We start from the raw sequence: 20,471 nt of genomic DNA, 5'->3' as shown, positions 1-20,471 counted from the left end.
ACTAGGTAAGTCACACTGAATGAAACCCTCATTACAACTTAAGCTAGGCCAACAGTTAGCAATGACTCCTCAATTGCAGCAAGCGATTCGTTTGTTGCAATTGTCTACTTTAGATTTGCAACAAGAGATTCAAGAAGCACTTGAATCTAACCCACTACTCGATGTCGAAGAAGGCAATGAAGACACGCCAACATCGGAAGAAAAACCTAGCAGTGACGAAAAAGAAACCGTTGAAGCCACAGAGCAAGACTTACCTGATAGTTCAGACTTAATCGAAAAATCAGAGATTGGCAACGAACTAGAAATCGACACAACTTGGGAAGACGTCTACAGCGCAAACACCGGTAATACAGGTATTGCAGTTGATGACGACATGCCTGTTTACCAAGGTGAAACCACTCAAAGCCTGCACGATTACCTACTTTGGCAACTCGATCTAACACCATTCACTGACACCGACCGAAGCATCGCTTTTGCGTTGATTGATGCCATCGATGACTATGGCTACCTCACTGTAACTTGTGAAGACATCCTTGAAAACTTCGACAATGAAGAGATCGAGCTTGATGAAATTGAAGCCGTACGTAAACGAATTCAACAGTTTGACCCGCTAGGTGTCGGTTCAGTCAATCTGCAAGATTGCTTATTACTGCAACTGGCAACCTTCCCTCAAGATACGCCTTGGCTCAACGAAGCTAAGTTAGTACTTACTAGCCATATTGACCAACTTGGTAACCGTGATTACAAATTGGTTATCAAAGAAACCAAGTTGAAAGAAGCAGAACTACGTGAAGTTTTGCAGCTTATTCAACAGCTGGACCCTCGCCCTGGCAGTAAGATTACTCCGGATGAAACTGAGTATGTGGTCCCGGATGTATCTGTCTTCAAAGACCTTGGCAAATGGTTAGTGACCATTAACCCTGATAGCGTGCCTAAACTGAAAGTAAATCAGCAGTACGCTGATCTGGGTAGTAAAGGCAACAGCGCCGACAATCAATACATCCGCTCAAATTTGCAAGAAGCAAAGTGGCTAATTAAAAGCCTAGAGAGTCGAAATGAGACGCTACTCAAAGTTGCGCGATGCATTGTTGAACATCAACGTGATTTCTTCGAACATGGCGAAGAAGCGATGAAGCCAATGGTTCTGAATGATGTTGCGTTAGCTGTTGATATGCACGAATCCACGATCTCTCGTGTGACGACTCAAAAATTCATGCACACACCACGTGGAATCTTCGAACTCAAATACTTTTTCTCAAGCCATGTCAGCACTGACAATGGCGGTGAATGTTCATCTACAGCAATTCGCGCACTCATTAAGAAGCTTGTCGCAGCGGAAAACACCGCGAAGCCTCTAAGTGATAGTAAGATTGCTGCTTTACTGGCTGACCAAGGAATTCAGGTAGCTAGACGTACCATAGCGAAATACCGTGAGTCTCTGGGCATTGCTCCATCGAGTCAGCGTAAACGCCTGCTATAAGCTCATTTAGTCGCTAGTTACTTAGCAACTATGATCAGGCAACCAACTGAAAAGGAAAGTCTATGCAAATCAATATTCAAGGCCATCACGTTGATCTTACCGATTCAATGCAAGACTATGTTCACACCAAATTCGACAAACTTGAGCGCTTCTTTGATCATATCAATAGCGTTCAGGTTGTTTTAAAAGTTGAGAAAATCAATCAAATCGCAGAAGCTACCCTGCATATAAATCAGGGGGAAATCCATGCGACAGCAACAGATGAAAGCATGTATGCCGCGATTGATTCGTTGGTTGATAAACTCGTCCGCCAACTCAACAAGCACAAAGAAAAGCTAAGTAGTCACTAACATGCAATTAAGCGAAGTACTTTCATTGGACTGCACCAAAAGTGCAGTCCAATGCACAAGCAAAAAAAGAGCCCTTGAGCTCATCAGTCAGATCGCAGCAGAAAGCTGTGGTCAAGATTCAACAGAACTGTTTGAGTGCATGTTGAGCCGTGAGAAAATGGGCAGTACAGGTATTGGTAATGGCATTGCTATTCCCCATGCTCGTATGAATGTCAGTGATAAAGCGATTGCTGTATTACTGCAATGCCAAGATCCCATCGAATTTGATGCGATTGATAATCGTCCTGTCGACCTATTATTTGCCCTGCTTGTTCCAAGTGAACAGTGCAAGGAGCATCTAAAAACCCTTTCTTGTATGGCAGAACGACTTAACGACAAGCAAACTCTTAAACAGTTGCGTAATGCTCAAAGCGATCAAGAGCTTTACGACATCATGATTCAAGTGCCAACTTGCGAGCAATAACATGCGGTTAATCGTTGTTAGTGGCCAATCTGGGGCCGGTAAAAGTGTTGCGCTACGAGTCCTTGAAGACTTGGGGTATTACTGTGTCGATAACCTTCCAGTAAACTTGCTCAACGACTTCGTCGAGTCGGTACGTGAGATCAATCAAAACGTTGCTGTTAGTATTGATATTCGTAACCTTCCGAAAGAGCCTCAGCTAGTAACAGAAATGCTAGAGCAGCTAGAGTCTGCAACCAACATTGATGTGAACGTCTTGTTCCTCGATGCAAGCAAGCAGACGTTACTCAAGCGCTACAGCGAAACACGCAGAATCCACCCTTTATCGATCGGTCAGGAAAAGTTATCTCTTGAGCAAGCGATTGATTTAGAAAAGACACTCCTAACACCTCTCGCAGAGCAAGCCAGCATTGTGATTGACAGCAGTAACTGCAACCTCTACGAATTGAGCGAAAAGGTTCGATTTAAAGTTGAAGGCAAAGAGAAGCAAGAGCTGATCATTGTCTTTCAATCTTTCGGTTTCAAATACGGACTACCAAGTGATGCTGACTATGTGTTTGATGTTCGCTTTTTGCCGAATCCTCACTGGGAACCCGCACTACGACCATTAACGGGTCTTGATGCACCCATTCACTCTTTTCTTGAAAAACACTCAGAAGTTCTTGAACTCAAGCAGCAAATTCAAGGCTTTGTTGAGCAGTGGTTGCCAATGTTAGAGAAGAATAATCGCAGCTATCTAACGGTCGCGATTGGTTGTACTGGCGGTAAACACCGCTCGGTTTACCTAACTCAGAAAATTGGTGAATACTTCGAACAACTTGGCCATCAAGTTCAAATCAGACACGCCTCCCTAGAGAAGCACCAACAGGGCTAACCATGGAATTAACTCGAACTGTACTGATCCAAAATCGCTTGGGTCTTCACGCTAGAGCAGCCGTAAAATTGGTTGAGCTTGCACAAAGCTTTGATGCAACCATCACCATCCATAGTGAAGAAGATAAAACAGCAACAGCAGACAGTGTAATGGGGCTACTTATGCTGGAGTCGGCGCAAGGGCAACACATCACCATCCAAGCCGCAGGCACCGATTCACAACAAGCGCTTGATGCCGTTTGTCACCTAATTGAAGACCGGTTTGATGAAGGCGAGTAGCAAAAACGCTTCACTCACAACATCTAGAACTCAAACCACGCATCAACCAATATTAATTCTTAGTTCTACCTAAGTTAATGATTTAAATAAGCCCCAGAATTAAGTTACTATTCCAAGTATTGTTAGAATAATGAGATAGGAGGAAAATATGGCAGAGCAATTAGAATTCGACCAAGCTCACCAAACCCTCCAAGAAGTCAGCGAAGCCCTAGAAAACGGCCGATTTGTTCACGTACGCCGACAACTTCAGGATATGGAACCTGAAGATATTGCACACCTTTTAGAAGCCTCCCCTCGCAAAAGTCGTGATGTACTCTGGCAACTCACCGATCCTGAAGACTACGGTGAAATTCTTGATGAGCTAAACGAAGATGTCAAAGATGCTCTTGTGTCAAAAATGGCACCAGAGACCTTGGCAGAAGCAACCGAAGGTATGGAAACCGATGACGTCGCGTACGTACTTCGAAGCCTGCCTGACGATGTTTCTCGCGAAGTCCTTTCTCAAATGGACTCCGTTGATCGTGCTTTAGTTGAAACCGCACTATCGTACCCAGAAGATTCAGCGGGTGCGTTAATGAACACCGACGTAATCACGATCCGTGGTGATGTCGATGTTGAGGTCGTACTGCGTTACATGCGTATGCGTGGCGAACTGCCCGATGCAACTGACGCTCTGTATGTTATTGATGAAGAAGAACGTCTTATCGGTAACCTATCGCTTACCACACTAGTAACGACTCAGCCTGATGTGGCAGTTTCCGAAGTGATGGAGGATGCCGACGAAGCGATCGCGGTTGAAACCAGCGCTTCAGATATTGCGAGCCTGTTCGAACGTCGTAATTGGGTTTCAGCGCCAGTAGTCGATAGCAATCAACACCTTGTTGGTCGTATCACCATCGATGACGTGGTTGATGTTATCCGTGAAGATGCTGAACACTCAATGATGAGTATGGCGGGTATGGACGATGACGAAGATACCTTCGCACCAGTCGTAAAATCCGCTCGTCGTCGTAGTGTGTGGCTTGGTGCTAACGTACTCGCGGCACTTGCTGCAGCATCGGTATCGAATATGTTTGAAGCAACGCTCGACCAAATGGCAGCGATTGCGGTTCTGATGACTATCGTGCCTTCAATGGGCGGGGTTGCCGGTAACCAAACCGTTGCTCTGGTGATTCGTGGCTTGGCACTCGGTCATATCGGTGACAGTAACAAACGTGAACTACTACTTAAAGAGGCAGCCATCGGCTTCCTAAACGGCGTGTTATGGGCCGTTATCATTGGCGGTATCGTGGTCGCTTGGAAAGGTAACTGGATACTGGGAGGCATCATCTCAGCAGCGATGATGACCAACTTGATAGTGGCTGGTATTGCCGGTGTAACCATCCCGGTGATGCTGAAGAAAATGAATATCGATCCAGCCCTTGCTGGCGGTATGGCACTGACCACCGTAACCGATGTTATTGGCCTATCTGTGTTCTTAGGCTTAGCCACCATACTGATCTAGTTAGCAGAAGCAGCTAGCCAATTTTTGGCGACATACAGAAAACAAAAAGGGAGCCATTGGCTCCCTTTTTTAATTCATCAATTAGTGTTAATTGAATTACTCACCTGCGACTTTCATTGACTCAAGCAAGATAGAACCCGTTTGAATCTGAGAACGTGTTTCTACGTCGTTGCCGACTGCAACAATCTGAGTAAACATGTCTTTTAGGTTACCCGCAATCGTCACTTCCGATACTGGGTATTGGATCTCTCCGTTCTCAACCCAGAAACCTGCAGCGCCACGTGAATAATCACCCGTTACGGTGTTTACGCCTTGGCCCATCACTTCAGTGACTAGGAAGCCAGTCCCTAACTCTTTTAGCATCTGCTCAAAGTTTTGGCCGGTCGATTTAACAAACCAGTTATGAATACCACCCGCATGGCCTGTTGGTGTCATGTCCATTTTACGTGCGGCATAGCTCGTTAGTAAGTAAGTAGCTAGCACACCGTCAGTGATGATTTCACGATCTTGAGTGAACACACCTTCGCTATCAAACGGGCTTGAAGCCAAACCTCGCAGGATATGTGGTCGCTCAGAAATATTAAACCAGTCCGGTAGGATTTTCTGACCTAGATGATCCAATAGGAATGACGACTTGCGGTAAAGGTTACCGCCACTGATCGCCATCACAAGGTGACCGATCAGGCCAGTAGCTACATCGTTAGCAAACATAATTGGGTATTGGCCTGTTGGTAGCTTTTTCGCATCCAAACGGCTAATGGTCTTTTCTGCTGCTTCTTGACCTACGCGCTCAGGCGTCCATAGCTCATCACGGTGACGTGCAACGGTGTAGCTGTAGTCTCGTTCCATTTCACCGTTAGCGCCTTCTCCAATCACACAGCAGCTCGTGCTATGGCGACTTGAAGCGTAGCTTGCTAGTAAGCCATGGCTGTTACCATAAACCTTAACGCCATAATGGCTGTCGTAGCTTGCGCCATCACTCTGCTTAATCTTATCGCTATAAGCTAACGCTTGCTTCTCAGCAGCAATCGCAATCTCAGCAGCATAATCAGGGTTTGGTTCATCAGGGTGGAAAAGATCCAAATCTGGAATTTCTCTTACCATGTATTCTTTTGCTGCAGGACCTGCAAATGGGTCTTCAGAAGTGTACTGAGCGATATCAAGCGCAGCCGCTACTGTTTGAGCAATGGCCTTTTCACTCAGATCAGATGTAGATGCGCTGCCTTTTTTCTGGCCGCGATAAACAGTAATACCTAGCGCACCATCACTATTAAATTCAACGTTTTCCACTTCACACATACGTGTTGAAACACTTAAACCCGTTGACTTAGTAATAGCGACCTCAGCTGCGTCTGCACTCACTGATGCCATATCCAACGCTTTAGCTACTGCGGCTTCTAGCTCAACTCTTTGCTGGGCGACTTGCTGTTTTACATCCATATCTATTCTAATTTTTTAGGTCAATATTACGTAGGATAACAAGAATTTCGCTTTCTCCCCAAGATTCTTGCTAAAATAGGCAATATATTCGTTTGAGATAGTGACATAGGCAGAAAAGATGGCTCGCAAAAACCAAAAAGCCCCATGGGAACCAGAAGAAGAAATCATCTGGGTAAGTAAGACAGAAATGAAAACGGACATGGATGCCCTGCAAAAGCTGGGAGAAGAGCTTGTTGGTCTAAAGCCTTCTGTATTAGACAAATTTCCGCTGTCTGAAGATTTGGCACAAGCGATTAAAGATGCACAACGCTTTAAAAATGAAGCGAAGCGTCGTCAACTTCAATACATTGGTAAAGTAATGCGCAATGTCGATCCTGAGCCAATTCAAGCGGCTTTGGATAAAGTACGCAACAAACACTCACAAGCAACAGCTGAGCTACATAAGCTTGAGCAACTGCGTGATCGTGTTGTTGCTGAAGGTGATGCGGCTATTTCAGAAGTCATGGAAATGTACCCTGAAGCAGACCGTCAGCGTCTTCGTCAGCTAGCTCGCCAGGCTAACAAAGAGAAATCTGCGAACAAGCCTGCAAAGTCTTCTCGTGAAATTTTCCAAATCTTAAAAGAGCTAAAGCTAGAAGACTAATCGTTATCTCGCTTTACTTATAGAGTGAATAAAAGACCTAGCGCATGCTAGGTCTTTTTGTTTTCTACGTACTCAATATTAAAGATATCCAACAAAAGTGATGAATCGTCACTCACCCGCTTTAACAAATGAGCTTAATTCTGGCTGTGGATGCTCCGCCGTCAGTACCTCTATCGAGTCTTCAACCAAAACCTTACCTAGCGCCACAAAAACAAACTTATTTGCAATGCTGCGTGCATCTCCTAAATGGTGTGTCACCATCAAGACGGTAATATTGCGCTCTGCCGCTAATCGCTTTACCAAGCTCAGCATCTCTTCCCGCAGCACAGGGTCAAGCGCAGAAAAAGGTTCATCAAGCAGCCAAATGTCGTGTGGTTGAACAAAACAACGCGCTAGTGCGACACGCTGGCGTTGACCGCCTGATAAGTGCTCAGGCAATCTATCCAAATACTCAGCAACACCCACTTGTGCTGCGGCTTGTTCCACAGATTGCTTTTGGGTTACGGTAAGCTTTAACCCTGGATGTAAGCCTAATCCAATATTTTCACGCACCGTGAGGTGAGAAAATAGGTTGTGTTCTTGGAACAACATCGCCAATGGGCGCTGATGTGCTTCTTTGCCAATAAGCGACTGGCCAGCCACTGAGATCTCACCCGATGTAGGCTCGATAAACCCAGCAACCAATGCGAGTAGCGTTGATTTACCCGCACCACTTGGCCCCATCAGAGCAACAATATCACCCTGCTCGGCTTGGAAATCAAAACTAAACAACTCTTGGTGATAGTGGTAATCCACATCTTTCATCACTAACATCATCGGTTCCTTAACTCTTTAGCTTTGAGCTTCGAGTAAACAAAAATTCAATCAGGCTAAAACTGCCCACACTCAACAACAGTAAACTCACTGACACCACAGCCGCCGCTTCCATTTGATAGCTGCCTAACAATTGGAATAGATACAAAGGCAGAGTTCTAAAATCTTGGCTACCAAACAAGGCAATCGCACTTAAGTCGCCCATCGCCAGCATAAAGCTGATTGAGAATGCTTGTGCCATAGGTTTACGTAATGCGCGCCACTCCACCAACCTAAAGCGAGTGAACCCTGTCATTCCTAAGCTTGCACACACATACTGGTACTGCTGAGACAAATGCAGCATAGGTTGAGCTAAGGTTTTAATTACGTAAGGCAGCGCCATCAAACTGTTTACGGCAATCACAATAAAGAAAGCTAAGCTGAACACATCGGTAAATGAACGTAGCAATAAGAAGAGGCCAGTACTAATCACCAAGCCCGGTGTCACCAAAATAATAGTGCCAATCAGCTCAATCTTATCCGCTCTAAAGTTCTTGTTCTGCAAACGCCATGCGCGACTGGTTAGAAGGATCGTGATACCAATACCAACAGCGATGATACTTGCGAGGGCAGCAACACGAACCGAGGTCATTAACGCAGCCCAAAATGGCTCGCTGCTCAGTACAGTGAGCGCCTGAGAGTTAATACCACTTAAAATAACCATCGCTAAGGGCGGCAATACCAGCATTGAGACTATGATGATCCAAAAGCTATCCCAAGCTTTTGACCACCAGCTGTCCTTGACCAAATACTTCTCTTCCGACAGCTGACTAGCCGTCACAGATATAGGCTTAGACAAACGCTGAATACTCACAGCTAATACGCCACACAACAGCATTTGCCATATCGCGAGCAACGCGCCAGCTTGCAGGTCAAAGTCGAATTTGATTGCTTGATAGATGGCTAGCTCAATGGTGGTTGATTTCGGACCACCACCCAACGCCATCACGGTAGCAAAGCTGGTGAAACACAACATGAAGACTAAGCCACACACATGAGGCAATTGCTGTCTTAGCCTCGGCCATTCAACCCATTTAAATTTATTCCAATGGCTCATGCCTAAGTGAGCACAGAGTTTATGCTGCTCGGCAGGCACGGTATCTAACGCTTGCAGAAGTAAACGGCTGGCATAAGGCAGGTTGAAGAAAACGTGCGCCAACAAAATACCATTCAAGCCATAAATCGAGAATGGTAGCTCAATGTCGAAGTTCGCCAAGAACTTAGCTAACCAACCACTGTTGCCGTAAATCGCCAGCAAGCCAAATACTCCGACCAACACAGGCAGAACCAAGGTCGACGCGAACAACCTTAATAACAAGGCTCGTCCAAAAAATTGTCTACGACACAAAACATGCGCAATAGGTATAGCAAAACCAACACTCAGCACTGTTGAGAATGTCGCTTGATAAAAGCTGAATTTCGTTACATGCCAATAGTAAGGATCTGACCATACTTGGCTGATATCAAGAGAAGGGGCATTGCTAAGCAATGCCCCAACTGCTGAAACCACGAAGGCGGTAATGAGTATCGCAACCCAGATCCCGACCTTAGGTGTTTTCTTTATCATAGATTGATTTTTACCGTAAATGGCTCACTCAATTGATGTCGAATGAACCTTTAAATACAGAAAGCTAATTTTTAAAAGTACGTTAGAAAGTAAGTGCACTCTGCCATTCACGAATCCAAGGCTTGCGCTTCTCGGCGATCTCTTCAGAGCTAAAGCTCAGCGCCTTCTGCGGTACAGTTAACTGCTCAAAACCTTTTGGTAGCTCGACACCCGTTACTGGATACATCCAGTTACCTGTAGGCATCGCCGATTGGAATTCATCACTTAGGATAAAGGCCATAAACTCATCAGCAAGCTTTTCGTTGTTACTGCCTTTAACCTTAGCGGCCACTTCAACTTGAGTGTAATGCCCTTCTTCGAAGCTCGCTGCTGCGTACTTAGAATCGCTCTCTGCAATGATATGGTAAGCCGGAGACGTTGTGTAAGACAGAACCAAGTCAGACTCACCTTCTAGGAACATAGAGTAAGCTTCAGACCAACCTTTGGTTACCGTAACGGTTTTCTGAGCTAGCTTCTTCCAAGCTGCCGTTGCTTCATCACCGTAAACAGATTTCATCCATAACATCATGCCTTGTCCAGGTGTTGAAGTACGTGGATCTTGGTAGATAACCTTCAGATCATCACGCTGCTCAACCAACTCTTTTAGGCTTTTAGGCGGGTTTGCGAGTTTCTCTGTGTTATATACAAAGGCAAAGTAACCAAAGTCATAAGGTACAAAGGTGCTGTCATCCCAACCATTAGGCAGTGTTACTGATGAAGTATCAACGTTGTGCTCAGCCAATAAACCCGTTGCTTTCGCTTCAGCCATTAGGTTGTTGTCTAGACCTAACACGATGTCAGCTTTGCTGTTACCGCCTTCAAGACGCAAACGGTTAAGAATAGACACGCCATCTTCGAGCGCGACAAAGTTCACATCACAACCACACTTCTCTTCAAATGCTTTTTCAACGGCAGGACGAGGGCCCCAATCCGCAGCAAAAGAGTCATAGGTATATACAGTCAAAGTGTTGTCTGCAGCGAAGGCAGAAAAAGAGATCGCTGTAGTTACAGCAAGGGTAGTTAATGTGATTTTCACTGGACGCTCTCCATGGTCTGAGCGGCACAGGTTTGAGGGAGGAGAACGGTAGAGGTTGTTCCTAACTCAATTCCTACGCCAGCATTATCTGGTTCAGGTTTACGGGTCCCAAGCGTATGCTTGATCTCAGCTCGCATTCATTATTTGAATGGTTCGCTCCCCGATGAGTGTTCAGAATTGTAATTCGAATTTTAACAATAAGCTATCAAGTTTGGATCAATTACGTTGATCGTAACCCCAACGTGGCACTAAACCTTGCTCAATACCAAGATGATCCAAAATACGCGCCACCATAAAATCGACCAGATCTTCGATCGACTTAGGTTGGTGATAAAAACCCGGAGCCGCAGGCATGATCGTCACGCCCATGGTTGAGAGTTTGTGCATGTTCTCTAAATGAAGCGTCGAAAATGGCGTCTCACGAACCACCAACAACAATTGGCCTCGCTCTTTCATGACCACATCTGCCGCTCGCTCAATCAAGTTATCCGACAAGCCATGTGCAATTGAAGCCAAGCTTCCTGCAGAACATGGACACACCACCATCTGCTTCGGCGCTGCTGATCCAGAGGCAACCGGCGAGAACCAGTCATCTTTGCCACACACCACCAGCTTTTCGGGGTCACACCCAAGATGTTTAACCAAAGCTTGTTTCGCCGCATCCGGCCCAGCAGGTAGCTTGAGTTCATGCTCGGTCGCCAATACCACTCTTGCTGCCGATGAAATCAGCAAGTAGACCTGATAATCGGCCGCCAAAAGGCATTCAAGTAAACGCAAGCCATAAGGCGCACCGGATGCGCCAGTAAAAGCAAGAGTTATCGCTTTATCGTGTTTTGTCATGTTCTCAATTACTTCAAATTATAAGGTCGTGAACGCCATTAGCCTTTGAGTGCCAACCCATCCAACAGTTTTTGGTGAATACCACCAAAACCGCCATTACTCATTACCAAGATTTGGTCACCCGCTTGTGCCTCTGAGACAATTTTAGCAACGAATGCATCCATGTCACCACTCACGTGTGCCGGTTGGTGACAAGCGTCCGCAACATCTTGTACCGACCAATCAATGTTTTCCGGTTGGAATAAGTAGGTAGAATCCGCTTGCTTCAACGAATCAGCCAGGGTTTCTTTATGCACACCACGTTTCATGGTGGCAGAACGAGGCTCTAGCACGGCAATGATTTTCTTCGTGTCGACCTTATTACGTAAGCCGCCCAGCGTAAGTTCAATTGCCGTTGGGTGATGTGCAAAATCGTCATAGACAGAAACGCCTGCCACTTCGCCTTTAAACTCTAGACGACGTTTGGTGTTGATGAACTTCGCCAACGATTCACACGCTAAATCAGGTGTCACCCCTACATGTCGCGCAGCTGCAATCGCCATCAAAGCATTATTGACGTTATGGTCGCCAACCAAATCCCAGTCGACAGTTCCAACGCATTCGCCTTGGAAGTAAACCTCAAATTTAGAGCCGTCTTTAACCAGCTTCTTCGCATCCCAATCACCGAGTTCACCACTCGATTCAGTCTCACTCCAACAGCCACGAGATAGAACGTCTTGAATAGCCGTATCTTGCTTAGGTGAGAAAATACGGCCATTGCTTGGCACAGTGCGCACTAAGTGATGAAACTGACGTTTAATTGCCTCAAGATCATCGAAGATGTCCGCATGATCGAACTCTAGGTTATTCATCACCAAGGTTCTTGGGTGGTAATGGACGAACTTAGATCGTTTATCAAAAAAAGCACTGTCGTATTCGTCGGCTTCTACCACGAAGAACATGCTTTCACCAAGACGAGCAGAAATACCAAAGTTACCCAACACACCACCAACTAAAAAGCCTGGTGCATAGCCACAGTCCTCTAAGACCCAAGCCAGCATGCTCGATGTTGTTGTCTTGCCATGCGTACCCGATACCGCCAATACCCAACGGTCATGCAGTAAGAACTCTTGCAACCATTGCGGGCCTGAGGTGTATCTAAGGTTGTTATCCAATACATACTCAACACACGGGTTGCCACGACTCATCGCATTGCCAATCACCACGAGATCCGGCCTTGGTTCTAATTGGCTTGGGTCGAACCCTTCAATAATTTCAATCCCTTGAGATTCCAACAAAGTGCTCATTGGTGGGTACACATTCGCGTCACTACCGGTAACCTTGTGACCTAATTGACGAGCCAATACCGCAGCACCTCCCATGAAGGTGCCACAAATTCCTAAGATATGAATATGCATAAATTGCTTCCAAACGCTTGGCTAAATAAACGATGCCTAATTAAAACGGCTAGCACTCATTATCATTAAATGACGATTAAAAGCGAGTGACAATGCAAAACAAATTTAGTCGACATAGTAAGTGAGATCTGCGTCGCTTAGTTCATTACCATTAAAAAGATCTAGCCTTTAGAATTTAGGTAAGCGTCTAGATGAATAAAGCCCGTACAAGAGGCAAATTCAATAGTGCTCAAATCCCCCCTAATATTCAGAGAAGTTTAAGGAAATAACATGTCTGAGATGCGCACCCTTGGTGAGTTCATTGTTGCAAAACAAAATGACTTCCCCCATGCAAGCGGTGATCTATCATCCCTTTTGTCATCAATTCGCCTTGCTGCAAAAATTGTTAACCGCGAAATTAACAAAGCAGGTCTTGTCGACATTACTGGCGCTGTTGGTACAGACAACGTGCAAGGTGAAGAGCAACAAAAGCTAGACCTGTATGCTAACGACAAATTTAAAGCCGCACTTGAAGCTCGAGATCAAGTTTGTGGCGTCGCGAGTGAAGAAGAAGACGAAGCCGTTGCCTTCAATAAAGAGCTCAACAAAAACGCAAAATACGTTGTACTGATGGATCCACTTGATGGTTCTTCAAACATCGATGTGAATGTATCGGTTGGTACCATTTTCTCTATCTACCGTCGAGTATCACCGATTGGAACTCCACCAACGCAAGAAGACTTCCTACAACCTGGACATAAGCAGGTGGCCGCAGGTTACGTAATTTACGGTTCTTCAACCATGCTTGTATACACAACTGGTGCAGGCGTAAATGGCTTCACCTACGACCCATCATTGGGTACCTTCTGTCTGTCTCATGAAAATATGATGATCCCTGACGAAGGTAAAATTTACTCAATCAACGAAGGTAACTACATTCGTTTCCCTACAGGTGTTAAGAAGTACATAAAATACTGTCAGGAAAGCGAACCAAGTGATAATCGCCCTTACACTTCTCGCTACATTGGTTCTCTTGTATCTGATTTTCACCGTAACCTGCTTAAAGGCGGCATCTACCTGTACCCAAGTACAGAAAGCCACCCTCAAGGTAAGCTACGTTTATTGTATGAATGTAACCCAATAGCCTTCATCATGGAGCAGGCGGGTGGCATCGCATCCGATGGTGCCCAACGCATCATGGATATCAAACCAACAGAGCTACACCAACGCGTACCTTTCTTTGTCGGTTCGAAGAACATGGTGAAAAAAGTAGAAGAATTTCTTGAGCTTAACCCAGACTAAGCCATTCGTTTATTTATTAAATTAACGTCATTAAAAAAGCCAGCATTCACATGCTGGCTTTTTGTTGTTCGCTGCGTTAAACAATCACCGAATTATTGAACGCTATACTTTGATTCAGCACCACGTTCGTAGTTAAAACGGAACCATTTATCGACGTCGTCACAAATCCCAAGGTAAGTCTCACCACGGCGACCTAGCGCTCTCGGGTTTTGAGAACAATACTGAGTTTTACCCATTTCATAACCTTGACCATAAGCGGCATATAAGTCTGCATCAATGGATGGTGAAGACGCGGCTTCAGCCAAGCTTGCTTCAGTCTGCTTGGTTTTTCCTTTTAGCGCCATTTCTTCGCCAAAGCTCTGCCAATCGGCTGTGTTCATTGACGTTGGTGGCGGAGTTTGCGCACAACCAAATAACATTACTGATAGCACCAATAATAGATATTTCATAATTTCCTCCTAGTGGAAAAGACTAGCCTGTACATTGAGACTTTTAGCTATTGCGTCAGAATGCTTCCAGTAGTTCATTCACTATAGCGGGTTGTTCCGCTTACACCAGTTACCCGAAAGTATTTCTTTATTAGCTGTTAGATCAAGCTGATACAAATATACCCATGCTAATCCAAATATAGTCTCTATTTGCTCGCGACGATACTCAACAGGAACATCTTCTAGCCGATCGAGCGACTCTAAAATTTCGTCGTTAATGATATAGACCTCACCAGCGACACTTTTCTTTCCAAGAATCATCGCCGGATAGGCACCTAAATCAAAAAGTGCGTATTCCTCTGGTGTGTCAAACCTTCCTAAACACTCACACTGTTTTAAATAGTAGTGGTTCGATTGATCTTTTCTCAATGTCCCATAAACAAAAACGAGGTGCTGCATACCCACTCCCTAGTATTCGTCATCCGCTAGTCAATCCCGCTCAAAGTGTTACTCGAACTCAAATTGATAAAGAAGGTCTACTGCACTGTCTAGGCCAGATACAGCTTCGACATAGAGATCCTGCATCAATCGATAACGAACGGTAAACTCACCCAACGAGTTGAAGATACCCACACCATACTTCACCTGTAAGCCTGGCAAAATGTAACCACTTACCGTTACTTGTGAGTCATCACCAGAACCTGCGGTATCCAGTTGTAAATCCTGTACACCAAATGCCTCACCGATTTCGCCAACAACCTTACCGCTCTTCGCTAAACTCAAACCAATTAAGGTGGTTGTCATCGAACCGCTCGACTCACCGTCGATATCTTGGCCACGCAAAATATAAGACAGCGCATTGGCTTGCGGCATTGCAGGGTCAGAATAAATCTCTATCGTCGGCTCTGTCGCTGGGCCAGTCACTCGAATACCTGCTGTCACATCGTCCTGAGTATTATCAGGGTTACGTACCGCATTTATCGCGACGTATGGCTGGTCCGGAGGTCCGTTCATTAGAATCTTACCTTCTTCGATCAACAGGTCTTGCCCGAATGATTGGTAAGTACCATCGACGATGTTTACTTCGCCTGTAATAAAAGGACCTTGATCTTTTTGAGCCACGTTAAGCTTACCGACCAAATCACCTTCAAGACCAAAGGCAGACAATTTAAAGTCATCACCAATAGAAATATTAATATTAGTCATCACATTGAATGGAATCGCATCTTCGTTTTCTGGCTCTAGATCTTTATTCAAGATAACTTGATCAGAAGAGACACCTACCGCTGACGGTGGTAAGTCTTCTACAACAATTCGTCCCCATGGTAATGCAATATCACCGGTGATTTTCGCCAATTCTGGTGTGACATCAATGGTCATATCAGGCACGACCTTCACCTTGACCATCGGCGGAATATCAACCATCAACTCATCAGCAAACACTCTGACGTTAGAGTGCCATGCTTTAAGATCTTGCCAAACCCCGCCTCCCTCGATATCAAGGTGACCATCGGGCGTTTCAATATTCGCATCCAACTTTGCACTATAACCATCAAAGTCGAGAGCGATACGGCCATCTTTCACATCAACAGGCGTAACATCACCTTTGACTTGAATGCCATCAACAAAGAATTGACCAAATACTTGAGGGTGCATCAAAGAGCCTTTAACTTGAAGCTCACTCTCAAGGTCGGCTTTTAATAAACTATATTCACCTAGGAGTGGCTGTAAGAAATCAAGGTGGAACGTGGTCAGCTTAATTGCAGCATCGACCATTTTGTCTTCGACAAGAATATCCGGTAGCGACACCGTGCCAGACAGATCACCATTGTCGGAAACATCCAACTTAAAGTCGGCATCCAGTTTGTTGTCTTTTAGCTGGGCATTCAATGCAACGCTTTCCCACCCCAGTGTGATGGGCTCGCCAACTTGTTGAACAACCTGACCTTTCGGCATATCAACGCTTACCGTAACCTCAGGCTCACCTTGTTCAGACCACTTGGCATGAGCTTTAACATTCACTAAACCTTGCAGTTCCGTCTCTTTAGGAACAAAGGCTTTGATCTGATCGAAGTCGAACTGATTGATTGCAATCTTAGCCTCACCTGATTTTCCGGCGCGGATATCCTCATCCAGACAGACACTCGAACTAGATTGCTTCCAGCAGTGCGCTTGAACGTCGGCAAACTGCTTATCGACGTCCGCCTTTATCGCGACAGGCTGGTCTAATACCCAAGGCCCCTGCTGAGTGGTGATTTTGACTCTGTCTAACGAACCATCCCAAATAAGAGAAGGCTTCTGAATCAATTTTCCAGAGATAGCCAAGCTGGTCGACACGATGTCGGATATCACATCAAGTGTCACTGTGTGTTTCTTTTCGCCACCACTCACCGTAAGATCAATGCTTTCCACACTTTGATCTTGATAGGTTAGGTTCTTAGCTTTTAATACAAGATCGGCTTGAGCTTCAGGCAATGGTAGGGGAACCACCGAACCATTAAGCGATAGGGATTCTAGTGTTGCTTCGTTATTCCAATCGACCTTATCAACATTAAGTGCAAGATCGACTTCAGGCTCTTTCGTAGGGCCGCTAAGTTGGATGTTACCAATCACTTGTCCTTTCAAGTCTGGAACACTTTTCACCAGCTCAGGGAAGTAAATATCAACGCCCATGTCCCATTGCTTATCAAGCTGTCCCTGTGCCTTAATCGAGTTAACACCATGAGCCAAGCTCAAGCCGCTGGTTTGCAGTTTAGGCTCACCACTTGCACTACGATCCGACGCTGACAACTGACCTTCGATGTCCAACGGGTAATCACGCAAGATACCCTCGATATCAAGCTTAGGTAGCTCAATCGCCCAGCCACCAGCTTCGGTCAACTCCCCCGAAGTCACTAAACTACCGCTGATGTTACCTTCCGCTTCTGGCCATTGCAGACCAGGCTGAATGTCTTTTAGGGTCACATCCGCTTGCCAATTCACAAGCTTTTTCCAGTTCGCTTTAACGACACCATTGAGTTCACCGCCCAAGGTCTTCAGTTTCAGTCGCTCAAGCTCTATTTGTTCAGTGGTACCTTTACCCTTTAGGTCGATGGCTAGGGCAGGAATCTCCTTACCATCCGCTTCACCTTTAAGTAGAACATTGAAACGATCTAGTGAGCCATCAGCTTTGAATTGATCAATTGTCGCTTGGTAATCGCTTTTGCCTGTAAGAGGCCATTGCGCTTGGCCGCCCTCTAAAAGAAGGTCAAACGGTAGAGTTGGCTCTAGCGGTTGAATCTCCCCAGACAACTTTGCCTCAATCAGATCAGAAAATTGGGAATCTAGGTTTAGTTTAGCCACGCTACCTTGCGCTTTCAGAGACAACTTCTGCCCAGCAAGGTCGGTTTCTTTCACCAAAGCATCTAAAGAAAGGTCTAGCGGGTAGCCACCTTTGAGCTCAACCTTAGTCGTTAGATTCGCGCTTGCTTGTGGCATGTCGAGCTCGAGAGATGAAACGTTCACAGAGTGCCCACCAGCTTGCGCCTCGAGTCCAAGATGGTTCACCACAATTGGCGTTTCTTGCTCTAAGGTAAAACGGTTGAGATCAAAACGCTCCAACATAATCTGTAAAGGAATCCAGACTTCCGGCAATTCGATAGCAGTTTTAGTAGCAGTCCCTGGCTCGACAGCTTCTGCTTGCGGTTCTTCTGTCGATTCCGCGAGTTTAACTTTCAGATCATTGAATAAGGTTGGCGATACCGTCAGCTTTTCGCCCTGCATACTCAAAGCCGTAGAGAACAGACTCCATTCAATTTCATGGCCTAGGATATTCAGCTTGATATCAGATAAAGCGATTCGATTGATTACGATTGGCAGCGGTGTTTTTACCGATGTTACGGGCGGAGTAGGCTCTGCTTCTTCTGTAGAAGCTGGCGGCAATTCAGTAAATGCGAAGTCCAACCCTTGAATAGCTAAGCGGTCGACACACAGCTTAGGATCGAGCAGACAGCGAGGATTAATAGCCAAGTTCAGCTTTTGAACCTTGGTATCGATATGCAGGCTGTCATCTTTAAACTGAACGTTATTAAGCGTAAAGCTTGGGAAAAGCGCCCCTTTGGTACTTTCCACTTTAAGTTGTGGCAACGCTTTCTCAGCACCCCATAGCACAGTGTTCAACCCTGGATTGGTGAACAAAACAAAACCTAGTAGGGCTATCAACAACAGCAAAATAGACGTCAATGAAATCGACGTCCACTTAATGAATTTTCCCATCACTTTGATCATAATTCTGGCCCTAAACTAAAGTGCAGTTGGAACTCATCACCTTTTGCTGCATCTAGACCCCAAGCAAAATCTAAACTCACTGGACCAACAGGAGAGGCCCACCGCACCCCGACTCCGGTACCGTGCTTCCAATCAGGTTTGTCATTGAATGCATCACCAATGTCGTAGAATGCCGCCCCCCACCAGTTTCCAACCAAACGGTATTGGTATTCAAACGAACTGGTTGCCATGAATTTTGCACCCGTTAGTGCGCCACTTTCATCGCGAGGAGAGATAGACTCATAACCATAACCACGGATACTGTTGTCACCACCGGCAAAGAACCTTAGCGAGGGAGACAGCTTCTCAAACTCGTCTGCAAAGTTACCGCCGAATTGAAGGCGAGTTAAACCACGATGGTTATTGCCAATACTTCGTATCCATGCCGTTCGCCCTTGAAAACGTACCACCTTGGTTTCAGATAACAATGTGTCATCAGCCGCCTCAAACATAATGGTTTGTTTATCGCCCCACATCGGCATCGAACCGCCTCGTGTTCGAGTTCGTGAGAACGAGATCCCCGGCAATACAAATTGTGCTAAATCGTCTTGTAAACCTTGCTCATAGTTTTCGACCAAGTACCGAATGAATACCGTGCGCTGCCAACCATTATCCAGACGCCAATACCTTTCTAAGGCTAAATTTGATTCCAAACTTTTGGTATCTCGGTTATCTAAGTTCTTCATACCGTACTTAACTTGATAGTAGTCATTAAGTACGTCATCCAATGGGATTTTATACGCCGCCGTAATCGTCTGTTCAGGCTTAGAAATCGACAAGCTACTATTGAAGCTATGGCCTTTTTCGTTAACCCAAGGTTTTTTCCATTTAAGAGTGCCTTTCACACCAAGGTCTGTTGAGACACCGATACCCGTTTCGATTTGGTTACGAGCTTGTGGAGCAAGGCTAACCTTCATCGGAATCTCTCTGCCCTCACCCAACTGGCTTAAATCAGGCTCAACAAATACCGACGAGAACCAATCAGTATTAGATAGATTTTGGTTGTACTCACCAACTTTGGTAATGGAGTAAGGTTCGCCATCTTTAAATGGTTTGAGTGACTGCACCTTATCCTCTTCTATTTGGCTACCAGTAACCTGAGTGGTACCAAAGTGATAGCGAATACCACTGTTATAATGAAGACGAACATAAGCGCGGTTTAATTCAGGGGCGACTTCTAGCTTACTGAGGTCATATGCCCCATCAAAATAGCCTTTCGCTAATCCAAGATTACGTATCGACGATTTCAAAGAGTCATAATTACCATGGTTCAAGATTGAACCTTTAGACAGCTTACTCTTAGCGATCAACGCTAGAAAGTCTGGGTCATCTTTGGCTTCACCCGTCAGAACGATATCGGAAGCATAAATAATAACAGGCTCTCCCGACTCAACCGTAACGGTCAACTCGGTATAATCTTCGGAGTGAGTAAATGTGATAACAGGTTGGTAGTAGCCTAACGCATTCAGGGCTTCTTTAATCATAGATTCCAAGCGAGATTGGAATCTTAGTGAGATCGAATACTCTTCTTCAGGGATCGCACTCAGATAAGCATCAACATTATCCTCAAGCGCTCCATCCAGCCCTTTGATTTCAAGGGAAACGTCAGCGAAAGCGAGCGTCGATGACAGTAGAGTGCCAATCAGAACTGGTAAAGTTTTTCTTATCATGTTTAATTGGTGAAGAAGTTATCAATA

At 45.4% G+C, this 20,471-nt stretch carries 18 protein-coding genes and 1 riboswitch; of the genes, 8 read left to right on the top strand and 10 right to left on the bottom strand.

Annotation, left to right across the window (positions count from 1 at the left end; translation table 11 throughout):
• The first annotated feature begins 19 nt into the window (after nucleotides 1-19).
• From CWO27_RS20125 to mgtE, 6 genes are all read left to right on the top strand, one after another.
• Complete coding sequence (locus CWO27_RS20125; RefSeq protein ID WP_107899433.1) at nucleotides 20-1,480, top strand: RNA polymerase factor sigma-54; 1,461 nt, start codon at nucleotides 20-22, stop codon at nucleotides 1,478-1,480.
• Nucleotides 1,481-1,542: 62 nt separating this feature from the next.
• Nucleotides 1,543-1,830: a ribosome hibernation promoting factor gene (hpf, locus tag CWO27_RS20120; RefSeq protein ID WP_009847742.1), complete on the top strand. Its 288-nt coding sequence runs from the start codon at nucleotides 1,543-1,545 to the stop codon at nucleotides 1,828-1,830.
• Nucleotide 1,831: 1 nt separating this feature from the next.
• Complete coding sequence (gene ptsN / locus CWO27_RS20115; RefSeq protein WP_004738707.1) at nucleotides 1,832-2,293, top strand: PTS IIA-like nitrogen regulatory protein PtsN; 462 nt, start codon at nucleotides 1,832-1,834, stop codon at nucleotides 2,291-2,293.
• A gap of 1 nt (nucleotide 2,294) precedes the next feature.
• Entirely contained in the window at nucleotides 2,295-3,164 is an 870-nt protein-coding gene (gene rapZ, locus CWO27_RS20110) for an RNase adapter RapZ (protein ID WP_107899432.1), read from the top strand.
• Between the two features lie 2 nt (nucleotides 3,165-3,166).
• A complete protein-coding gene (locus CWO27_RS20105) occupies nucleotides 3,167-3,442 on the top strand; it encodes an HPr family phosphocarrier protein (protein WP_004735299.1) in 276 nt (91 codons plus the stop codon).
• A gap of 148 nt (nucleotides 3,443-3,590) precedes the next feature.
• Nucleotides 3,591-4,946, top strand: coding sequence for a magnesium transporter (gene mgtE, locus CWO27_RS20100; protein WP_107899431.1), 1,356 nt, complete (start codon nucleotides 3,591-3,593; stop codon nucleotides 4,944-4,946).
• A gap of 96 nt (nucleotides 4,947-5,042) precedes the next feature.
• On the opposite strand, the gene pmbA is transcribed toward mgtE, so the two are convergent.
• Nucleotides 5,043-6,386: a metalloprotease PmbA gene (gene pmbA / locus CWO27_RS20095; RefSeq protein ID WP_102432494.1), complete on the bottom strand. Its 1,344-nt coding sequence runs from the start codon at nucleotides 6,384-6,386 to the stop codon at nucleotides 5,043-5,045.
• Between the two features lie 118 nt (nucleotides 6,387-6,504).
• Between pmbA and yjgA the strand changes: the two genes are divergently transcribed.
• Complete coding sequence (gene yjgA, locus CWO27_RS20090; protein WP_017058909.1) at nucleotides 6,505-7,029, top strand: ribosome biogenesis factor YjgA; 525 nt, start codon at nucleotides 6,505-6,507, stop codon at nucleotides 7,027-7,029.
• A gap of 108 nt (nucleotides 7,030-7,137) precedes the next feature.
• Here the strand turns inward: yjgA and thiQ are convergent, their stop codons facing one another.
• The 5 genes from thiQ to mpl all read right to left on the bottom strand — a co-directional run bounded on the left by thiQ (nucleotide 7,138) and on the right by mpl (nucleotide 12,760).
• Complete coding sequence (thiQ, locus tag CWO27_RS20085; protein ID WP_102432493.1) at nucleotides 7,138-7,842, bottom strand: thiamine ABC transporter ATP-binding protein; 705 nt, start codon at nucleotides 7,840-7,842, stop codon at nucleotides 7,138-7,140.
• 10 nt (nucleotides 7,843-7,852) lie between these two features.
• Nucleotides 7,853-9,448, bottom strand: a complete 1,596-nt coding sequence (gene thiP / locus CWO27_RS20080; RefSeq protein ID WP_170960832.1) for a thiamine/thiamine pyrophosphate ABC transporter permease ThiP — start codon at nucleotides 9,446-9,448, stop codon at nucleotides 7,853-7,855.
• 82 nt (nucleotides 9,449-9,530) lie between these two features.
• Nucleotides 9,531-10,523: a thiamine ABC transporter substrate binding subunit gene (gene thiB / locus CWO27_RS20075; protein WP_102432492.1), complete on the bottom strand. Its 993-nt coding sequence runs from the start codon at nucleotides 10,521-10,523 to the stop codon at nucleotides 9,531-9,533.
• A 53-nt stretch (nucleotides 10,524-10,576) separates the two neighbouring features.
• A riboswitch (TPP riboswitch) is annotated at nucleotides 10,577-10,696 on the bottom strand.
• Between the two features lie 43 nt (nucleotides 10,697-10,739).
• Complete coding sequence (locus CWO27_RS20070; RefSeq protein ID WP_016787846.1) at nucleotides 10,740-11,363, bottom strand: flavin prenyltransferase UbiX; 624 nt, start codon at nucleotides 11,361-11,363, stop codon at nucleotides 10,740-10,742.
• A 38-nt stretch (nucleotides 11,364-11,401) separates the two neighbouring features.
• Nucleotides 11,402-12,760: a UDP-N-acetylmuramate:L-alanyl-gamma-D-glutamyl-meso-diaminopimelate ligase gene (gene mpl, locus CWO27_RS20065; RefSeq protein ID WP_102478652.1), complete on the bottom strand. Its 1,359-nt coding sequence runs from the start codon at nucleotides 12,758-12,760 to the stop codon at nucleotides 11,402-11,404.
• Between the two features lie 270 nt (nucleotides 12,761-13,030).
• Here mpl and fbp point away from each other — a divergent pair, with 270 nt between their 5' ends.
• On the top strand, nucleotides 13,031-14,041 hold the full coding sequence (gene fbp, locus CWO27_RS20060; protein WP_048659276.1) for a class 1 fructose-bisphosphatase: 1,011 nt from the start codon (nucleotides 13,031-13,033) through the stop codon (nucleotides 14,039-14,041).
• A 92-nt stretch (nucleotides 14,042-14,133) separates the two neighbouring features.
• Here fbp and CWO27_RS20055 read toward each other — a convergent pair whose 3' ends face one another.
• The 4 genes from CWO27_RS20055 to tamA form a co-directional block, all read right to left on the bottom strand.
• Nucleotides 14,134-14,490, bottom strand: coding sequence for a DUF2799 domain-containing protein (locus CWO27_RS20055; protein ID WP_048659277.1), 357 nt, complete (start codon nucleotides 14,488-14,490; stop codon nucleotides 14,134-14,136).
• Between the two features lie 81 nt (nucleotides 14,491-14,571).
• Nucleotides 14,572-14,928 carry a gamma-glutamylcyclotransferase family protein gene (locus CWO27_RS20050; protein ID WP_048659278.1) on the bottom strand — a complete coding sequence of 119 codons (357 nt, stop codon included), beginning with the start codon at nucleotides 14,926-14,928 and terminating at the stop codon, nucleotides 14,572-14,574.
• A gap of 48 nt (nucleotides 14,929-14,976) precedes the next feature.
• Nucleotides 14,977-18,735 (bottom strand): autotransporter assembly complex protein TamB, encoded by a 3,759-nt coding sequence (gene tamB, locus CWO27_RS20045; RefSeq protein WP_102432489.1) that lies wholly within the window; start codon nucleotides 18,733-18,735, stop codon nucleotides 14,977-14,979.
• On the bottom strand, nucleotides 18,732-20,444 hold the full coding sequence (gene tamA, locus CWO27_RS20040; protein ID WP_107899430.1) for an autotransporter assembly complex protein TamA: 1,713 nt from the start codon (nucleotides 20,442-20,444) through the stop codon (nucleotides 18,732-18,734). Before tamA ends, tamB begins: the two co-directional genes overlap by 4 nt.
• Between the last annotated feature and the right edge of the window lie 27 nt (nucleotides 20,445-20,471).

Source organism: Vibrio sp. 10N.286.51.C3, from assembly GCF_003050065.1.
Taxonomy (GTDB): Bacteria; Pseudomonadota; Gammaproteobacteria; order Enterobacterales; family Vibrionaceae; genus Vibrio; species Vibrio crassostreae.
The sequence above is the reverse complement of the archived record's forward strand: the minus strand, read 5'-3'. Positions and strand labels throughout refer to the sequence as shown.